The organism is Nostoc sp. FACHB-110, from assembly GCF_014697425.1.
Taxonomy (GTDB): domain Bacteria; phylum Cyanobacteriota; class Cyanobacteriia; order Cyanobacteriales; family Nostocaceae; genus Nostoc_B.
In genome coordinates this window covers 1-7,652 of sequence record NZ_JACJRU010000084.1, presented here as the reverse complement: position 1 = coordinate 7,652, position 7,652 = coordinate 1, and the positions used below count along the sequence as shown (strand labels likewise).

The window sequence follows — 7,652 nt, the reverse complement described above, 5'->3', positions numbered from 1 at the left end:
TGGCGCGGGCTTTGACTATCTAGACTACATAGTTACAAGCCTTGTCGCCCGTGCCAGACACCGCCGAATCTAGCGCAGCGATCCTCAGTTGCGTCAATGTTTCTACCTCCACTTTTTTGTTCATGATCGCTTGACATTCAAGACAGTCGCTACAAGATTGAATAATTTATTTCTTGGAAATCCCTTGTTGGTAAAAGCTGCAAACTCTTCTCCCCTACACCCCTGCACCCCTGCAGTCTAAACAAGCAAATTAATTGATTAACACGTTATTAGGGCTGAAAAGTTAAAAGATTTAAAGATTCAGGTTGAACGGCAAAATAGATTGAGACAATGAAAATGTACCCTGATTATCTTGCCAGGGTATTGAGAATTCAAACAAAGCAAATGAACGCCAAACTGATCACTTTCTCTGGCATTGTGACTGCATTTTTGGGTGCAGGAATTGGTATTGTGATTGCCAATTTACTTCCTTCACCTTATACAAGTTCAATGTATAAAGATTTAACTCAAAAATATGCCATTATTGGTGGAGTTGCGGGTTTATTAATTGGCTCTAGTCAAGAAATGGTGAGAGAACTCAAGCAAGAACGCGATTTAGAAGAAGATTTGTTACGCGATTTAAACAAAGCGATTCGCTCAACTACTAACAAAGACAATTACTGATTTTGTGAAAATCAGGGCTAGACAAGATCAGCACTTAAACTGATTGCGGAAAGTGAATATAAAAGGAAGTACCGCGATCGCGCTCTAAAATAATATTACCTTTGAGTTGTCTGACTAAGTTCTTGACAATTCTTAAGCCTAAGGAACTAGCATTTTCCCAATCTAAGTTTTCAGGTATACCAATACCGTTATCTTTAATAATCAGCATCAATTTGCTTTCTGGGGCTTCTTTCAACAAAATAATAATATTCCCGGTCTGTTTGAGGGGAAAAGCATATTTGAGACAATTAGAAACTAATTCGTTGATGATCAATCCGCAGGGGATAGCATTATCTAAATTCAAATTAATGCCATTTGTTTCTATATGCAGACAAATATTCTTTTGACTGACACCGTAGCAGCGAAATAAGCTATCGGTCAGTGTTTTGATATAGCTGCTAAAGTTAATTTGATGAATATCGGCTGATTGATAAAGTTGCTCGTGAATCAAAGCCATTGACTGGACGCGATTTTGAGATTCCGTAAATAGTAACAAGGTAGCTTCATCTTCCGAACGGCGAGATTGCATCCTTAACAGACTAGAAATAATTTGTAAGTTATTTTTGACGCGATGATGAATTTCTTTGAGTAATGTTTCTTTTTCTTCGAGCGATCGCTGAATTTGTTGTACTGCTTTTTTGCGATCGCTAATATCAGATAATCTTACCAAATTAATTTTCTTGCCCGCTACAGTAATTTGTTTAGTAGCTAAATTACCCCAAAAGAAATTTCCTTTACAAGTGACATATTCAATTTCTCGACTCCAATAAGATTTTTGTTCGATTTCCTCAACAATTTCTGCCAATTCTTCGGTTGTAAATTGATAACGTTGCAGTAAATTGCCTTCAATATTAATTAATTCCTGTTTGCTGCTAGCTTCAAACAACTCAACTGCCCGACTATTACAATCAAAGGTCAATCGTGTTTGGCTATCTACTAAAAACAGAGCATCGGCTGATTCATTAAAGATGGCTTCTCGCAAATCTCGATGGTGAATTACTTCTGACTCGATTTGTTTACGGATGGTGATATCTGTCAAAGTACCGATATAACCAATAACTGTACCGATAGGGTTAGTTTCTGGCACTATCTGAATATAAAACCAGGTGATTTGACCATCAGGACGGAGATATTTCACTTCTCGCCGACAGGCTTCAGATATCTCACATGCTTGTTTATAGAGAATCAAACAGTTTTTTTGCAGTTGTTCTTGGTCTTGTGGATGAATATTTTCTAGCCAGCCTTTGCCTAATGCGGCTTGTGTTGGTCTACCTGTCATCAAACTCCAACGTTCGTTGACATAAATACAATTACTAGCAACATCTAAGCGAAAAATGGCAACTGGCGCGGTATCCGTTAAAGTCGCGTAACGATGTTCGCTATCGCGTAAAGCGGCTTCTGCTTGTTTGTGTTCGGTAATATCATAATTAATCCCCACCATCCGTTGAGCTTGACCTTGCTCATTGCGTTGCACAATGGCTGAGGCTTTAATATAGCGGATACTACCATCATTCAAAATAATCCGAAATTCTGCATCAAATTCTTTGATTCCCTGTATAGCATCCCTTAAGGCACTTTCGGCCAGATGGCGGTCTTCGGGATGGAGTCGCTGGAGCCAATCTTGATATAAATCAATCCCATCTGCGGGTTTGAGACTATACAATTCATACATTCGCTCATCCCATTCTGCAGTATGCACTGTATCCCAGTCCCAAGTGCCGATATTGGCAGATTTCAGTGCTAAAGTTAAGCGATCGGAAAGATTGCGTAATTTTTCTTCAGTTTGTTTACGGTTGGTAATGTCTAAGATAGTGCCAATTAACTGGTATGGCTGGTTATTATTATCAAATATGACTTCACCTCTAGATAGCAAATAACCCAAACTACCATCGGGGCGATAAAAGCGATATTCCATTTCATAAGCTTGTTTTTGGCTAATTGCTTGCTGCAACACCGAATAGTAGCGATCTCGATCCTCTGGATGAATGCAACTGAGTATTTGGGAGTAACTGGGTGTCCCAGTCTCATGATTACGGCCAAATATGCGAAATAACTCTTCTGACCAAATTAAATTTTGCGTCGGCAAATCCAATTCCCAACTGCCTAAATGAGCAATCCTTTGTGCAGCATTCAGGTTAGCGGCATTTTTCCGCAATTGAGCTTCTAGTTGTTTTTGCTGGGTAATATCTTTGGCGATACCGACACCACCAATCATCTGTCCTTCTAAATTAAACATGGGTTTAACCGACAAAGCCACAGGTACACTAGAGCCATCTTTGCGAATAAAAGTCCATTCTGACTCACCAGTATTTTGCTGAAATTTGGCCATTAAATCTTCAGGGAAAACTTGTCTACCTAATTCTTTGCCCAGTTCATCAATGCGTTGTTTAATTTCTTGGGGATCGTGAAAACTATTTATTTGTACTCTACCAATCACTTCATCTGCTGTATAACCCAACATTTTTTCAGCAGCAGCGTTAAAAGTTTGAATTATCCCCTCGGAATCGGTAGTAATAATTGCATAATCGATACTAGCGAGAATTGCCTGTTGCAATCCAGAAACAGCTAATAATTCAGCTTCTGTTTGCTTGCGTTGAGTAACATCCGTTGCCGAGCCATTCATCCGTATCGGATTACCTGCGTCATCCCACAATGCTTGACCCCGGTCTAAGATCCAGATATATGAGCCATCTTTGCATTGCACGCGATATTCTTCTTGGAAAAAGGCTGTTTTGTGAGCTAAATGGTCAGCAATTGCCATAAAGACGCGCTCAGAATCATCAGGATGAATCCGGCTTGACCATGATTCCTCATTTTGAGCTAGTTCATGAGGGTTAAAGCCTAACATTTCTTCCCAACGCGTCGAGAAGAAAACTTCATTTGTTTTCATATTCCAGTCCCAAATCCCATCATTGCTACCCCGCAATGCCAAATGCCAGCGTTCTTCACTTTCTTTTAAAGCTGCTGTCCGTTCTGCTACTCTGGCTTCGAGTTCTTGATTGAGTTTTTGTAATGCTTGCTCGGCGATAATTTTATCGCTAATATCCAAAGCTACTCCACCCACTAGTAACGGCCCAGTTGTTTCTGGTAACAGGAATTTATAGACTAAAAAATCTCCTATTGTCCCATCTGATTTAGGTACTTTTTCAATGGTTTCTAATATTTGTTGTGTTTGTACAACTTGACGAATGTTATGCAAAAACTTTTGGGCAATTTCTGGTGGATAAATATCATATAATGTTTGACCAATTAAATGTTCTACTTGATCAGAGGGCAGTTGAAAAGTCCGCAAATATGTCTGGCTCAAATAAAGTATTTGACCATGTTCATCAGTAATCCAAGCGGCTGACGGACTGTTATTCATAAACGCCTGAAAACGAGCTTCATTTTGGCGCAAAATTTTTTCTGTCTGTCGCCGTTGGACTAATTCTTGTTGTGCTTGTTGATATGCAGTTGCTTGTTGAATGGCGATCGCAATTTGCCCACCTAAATGGTCTAATAAATCTAGTTCAAACGTTTCCCAGCACCGCGCTGCGCTACATTGATGTGCAATTAATAATCCCCATAACTGATTTGTGACTACAATTGGCACTACTAAATTGGCTTTGACCTCAAATTTCTCTAATAGCTGCAAATGGCAGTCTGTCAGGTTTGCCTGATAAATATCATTGATGGCGCGTTTTTTTCCCTGAAGATAGTTAGCTTGATAGTTTTGGAGAAAACACTGCTCTTCAATTTGCGTTCCTAAGGTTACTGTCCAACCTTCTAGCACTGACTCTGCTACCACAGTGCCACCTATATCAGGATTTAATTGATAGATTAATACCCTGTCTACCTGGAGAAATTGCTGTACTTCTTTTGTGATTGTGGCTAAAGTTTCATTTAAGTTGAGAGACTGACGAATTCTCAGTGCGATCGCCGCCATCAGTTGTTGCTGTTTTTGAGTTTGTTCTACCTGCTGACTCAGGCGTGTCCGTTCTACTGCTTGATGAATTGCGCTTTGTAAAATGCTTGCTGTGAGATGATCTTTGACTAAGTAATCTTGCGCTCCATTTTTCATGACGTTGACAGCGATAGTCTCATCTCCTGTTCCCGTGAGCATGATCACAGCAGATTGATTGTTATTTAAGCTTTGTCTCAGTGCTTGGAGAAATTCTATTCCGTTACTATCGGGTAGTCGATAATCCAGCAAAATTACATCGGGTGTTTGTTGTTGACACCATGTCGTAGCTTGTTTTGCTGTTGCCACTACCGAAGTGTTATAAGTGTATAGTTTATCCTGTAACAAATACCGACAATAATTCATGCAGTCAATTTCGCAATCATCAATCAGTAAGACACTGAGAGGAGAGCCATTTTTCATAAATTCCACTTACCCAGGCGATCGCATTTCATCAAAAAACCAAAATTTTCATATTTGCCAGACTAAAATTCTCTTAAATCAAGTTCAGACTCAATCTGCCATTTAAAACAGCACAAACAAAATTCCTAAAATAATTAATCTTTACACAATAATTTCTCAAATTTTGCCTCAACTCCTTGTCATTGTGGTAGCGTTAAGGGCTTTTACACAAAAATTAACATATCCTCAAAAAATTCAGCCCAATATTATTTGCAGGAATATATTTGATCAAGCTGATTTTGTCAGTATTTAACCCATCCCAGTGATATTTGTCATCAACAACTCACCACCCTAAAACGTGAGATTTACTTTTAAAAATTATTAAAAATTTTACAAATAAGCTATAAATATAAATATATTGACTTGATATTAAGTATCAGTTAACCATAAACCATCAACATACCGCCAGGTGCAGCAGGTATTTTCAATAGCGTAGGAGTCGGGAGAAAATTCTTTAGTCTCGCTACATCAACAAATTAAATATCAGATCCATACATAAAACAACATATACATCAATAACTGATTAATTTAGTTTGAAGTTCTATGTAGCAGTCCATCGATAAATTACCGACAAATAGTGTTATAACTCCCAAATATTTATTTTTTTCTCACTTGTTCATGTGTCATCAAGTATGATTGCTATATAAAAATCATATTTGATTTTTAAAAAAGCTCTATCATCATTTTTTTCTTTTTGTTTTCCTCATCCCTATTTCCTACATCCGTTAGTAATTTAGAAATTAAATAGGCTTGCTATATAATTATGAATTCGGTCAAAATTTTGATAGTTGAAGATGAGCAGTTAGTTGCTGATGACTTGAGAGAAACCCTAGAACATCTAGGATATATTGTCCCAGCATTAGTAGCTTCAGGAGAAGAAGCGATTACAAAAGCTGAGACACTGCGACCGGATTTAGTGCTAATGGATATTAGATTAGAGGGAAAAATTGATGGAATTGAAGCTTCTTTTGCCATCCAGTCCCGCTTCAATTTACCTGTAGTTTATTTAACTGCTAACGCCGACCGCGCCACCTTAGAACGCGCAAAAGCTTCCAAACCTTTTGGTTACATTGTCAAACCATTTGATGAAAGAATATTAGCTACAACAATCGAGATTGCCTTGGCTCGGCATCAAACCGAACTCAAAGTCAAAGAAGCATTGATGGCTGCTCAAAATAATCAACAACTTACTGAGTCGAAAAGCCACGCTAAATCCCAGCAATTTTATATGGCAGCCCATGAGTTTCGTAACCCATTAACGACAATTAGGCTCAGTAGTGAAATGTTAAAAACTTATGGCGAGCAAATGTCAGAACAAAGAAAACAAAATCATCTCAACCGAATTGTTTCAGCCACTGACAGTTTGACCAATCTTTTAGAGAATATACTGACCTTAGGTAAAGCCGAATCCGGGAGTTTTGTCTTCAACCCTAAATTAATGAACATAGTATCTTTTTGTGAAGAAATAATTAATTCTTGGCGGTTAAGCCTTAAAGAGCAGTATGAAGTGAAATTTTTGACAAATACGACAAATTTCACTGCTAACTTAGATGAACAACTAATATGGCATTTACTGAATAATTTACTTTCTAATGCCGTCAAATATTCTCCCAAAGGTAGCAAGATTTCATTATTACTCACTTGTGAAGAAAGTAGCGTATGTTTTCAAGTTAAAGACCAAGGGATAGGTATTCCGCCAGAATTTCAAGCTAAACTATTTGAACCTTTTCAGCGTGCTAATAATGCGGCTACTATTCCCGGTACAGGATTAGGTCTAGCAATTGTTAAACGATGTGTAGATTTACACAAAGGTACAATCTACTTAGACAATACAATCTCCCAAGGGACGAATTTTGTAGTTAAGCTACCCTTGGTAAATAGGGACTAGTTCTTTTAAAAAACTATATTCTAGTACTTTTTGAGCCAGTAAAGTAAAGATGAAAATAATTAACCGCAGATGATAGCAGGTAAATTTTTTTGTTAGCTAACTATCAAAAGTACTAAGTAAAAGAAAGTGATATAATTAGCATCACTGTCTTTCATCGTTAATTATTCTTAATTAATTAACGATGAACAGTTAAAAATCAAGCACTCAAAATATGAGTGTCAAATCTCATTTACCTTAAATTAAATTTTCTATATTTTATTTATATAGAACAATCAATTTTTGATGAATTTTAATGTGATTATATTAGTAAATAAAATTATAGCAAGTATGCTGTTACAAAAGTTCTGATAAATCAATTTGATTAACTAATATCAAATAACAAAATAATTTTATGAAGCAAAAATTTAAATACTTGCTTGTTTTTTGCTGCACGATAATATTAACCATATATTTGGGAAACACAGCAGAATACACAGTAGCGCAGCAAACAGCAGTTCAAACAACCAAAGCAGGAATAGAAACCATAGCGTTCAGTGCAGATGGTAAGACACTGGCAGCCGGCAAAAAAAATGGTGAAATAGTACTGCTAAATCCAGAAAACGGCAAAGAAAAACAAAGATTAAAAATAGACACAGGAAGAGCAGTCACAAAAATCGCCTT

Annotated in this window: 4 protein-coding genes; 3 read left to right on the top strand and 1 reads right to left on the bottom strand. The window is 37.3% G+C overall.

The window, feature by feature from the left end; all coding sequences use genetic code 11:
* The first annotated feature begins 384 nt into the window (after positions 1-384).
* Entirely contained in the window at positions 385-663 is a 279-nt protein-coding gene (locus tag H6G69_RS33190; protein WP_190693969.1) for a hypothetical protein, read from the top strand.
* Positions 664-697: 34 nt separating this feature from the next.
* On the opposite strand, the gene H6G69_RS33185 is transcribed toward H6G69_RS33190, so the two are convergent.
* Positions 698-5,065, bottom strand: coding sequence for a PAS domain S-box protein (locus tag H6G69_RS33185; RefSeq protein ID WP_190693968.1), 4,368 nt, complete (start codon positions 5,063-5,065; stop codon positions 698-700).
* 802 nt (positions 5,066-5,867) lie between these two features.
* On the opposite strand from H6G69_RS33185, the gene H6G69_RS33180 reads away from it, so the two are divergent.
* On the top strand, positions 5,868-6,992 hold the full coding sequence (locus H6G69_RS33180) for an ATP-binding protein (RefSeq protein ID WP_190693967.1): 1,125 nt from the start codon (positions 5,868-5,870) through the stop codon (positions 6,990-6,992).
* 391 nt (positions 6,993-7,383) lie between these two features.
* On the top strand, positions 7,384-7,652 hold a 269-nt coding region (locus tag H6G69_RS33175; RefSeq protein WP_242072271.1), incomplete at its 3' end, for a hypothetical protein.

Coding starts and splice junctions, on each gene's coding strand:
- H6G69_RS33185 (WP_190693968.1), bottom strand. CDS start 5,065: ATGAAAAATGGCTCTCCTCTCAGTGTCTTACTGATTGATGATTGCGAA.
- H6G69_RS33190 (WP_190693969.1), top strand. CDS start 385: ATGAACGCCAAACTGATCACTTTCTCTGGCATTGTGACTGCATTTTTG.
- H6G69_RS33180 (WP_190693967.1), top strand. CDS start 5,868: ATGAATTCGGTCAAAATTTTGATAGTTGAAGATGAGCAGTTAGTTGCT.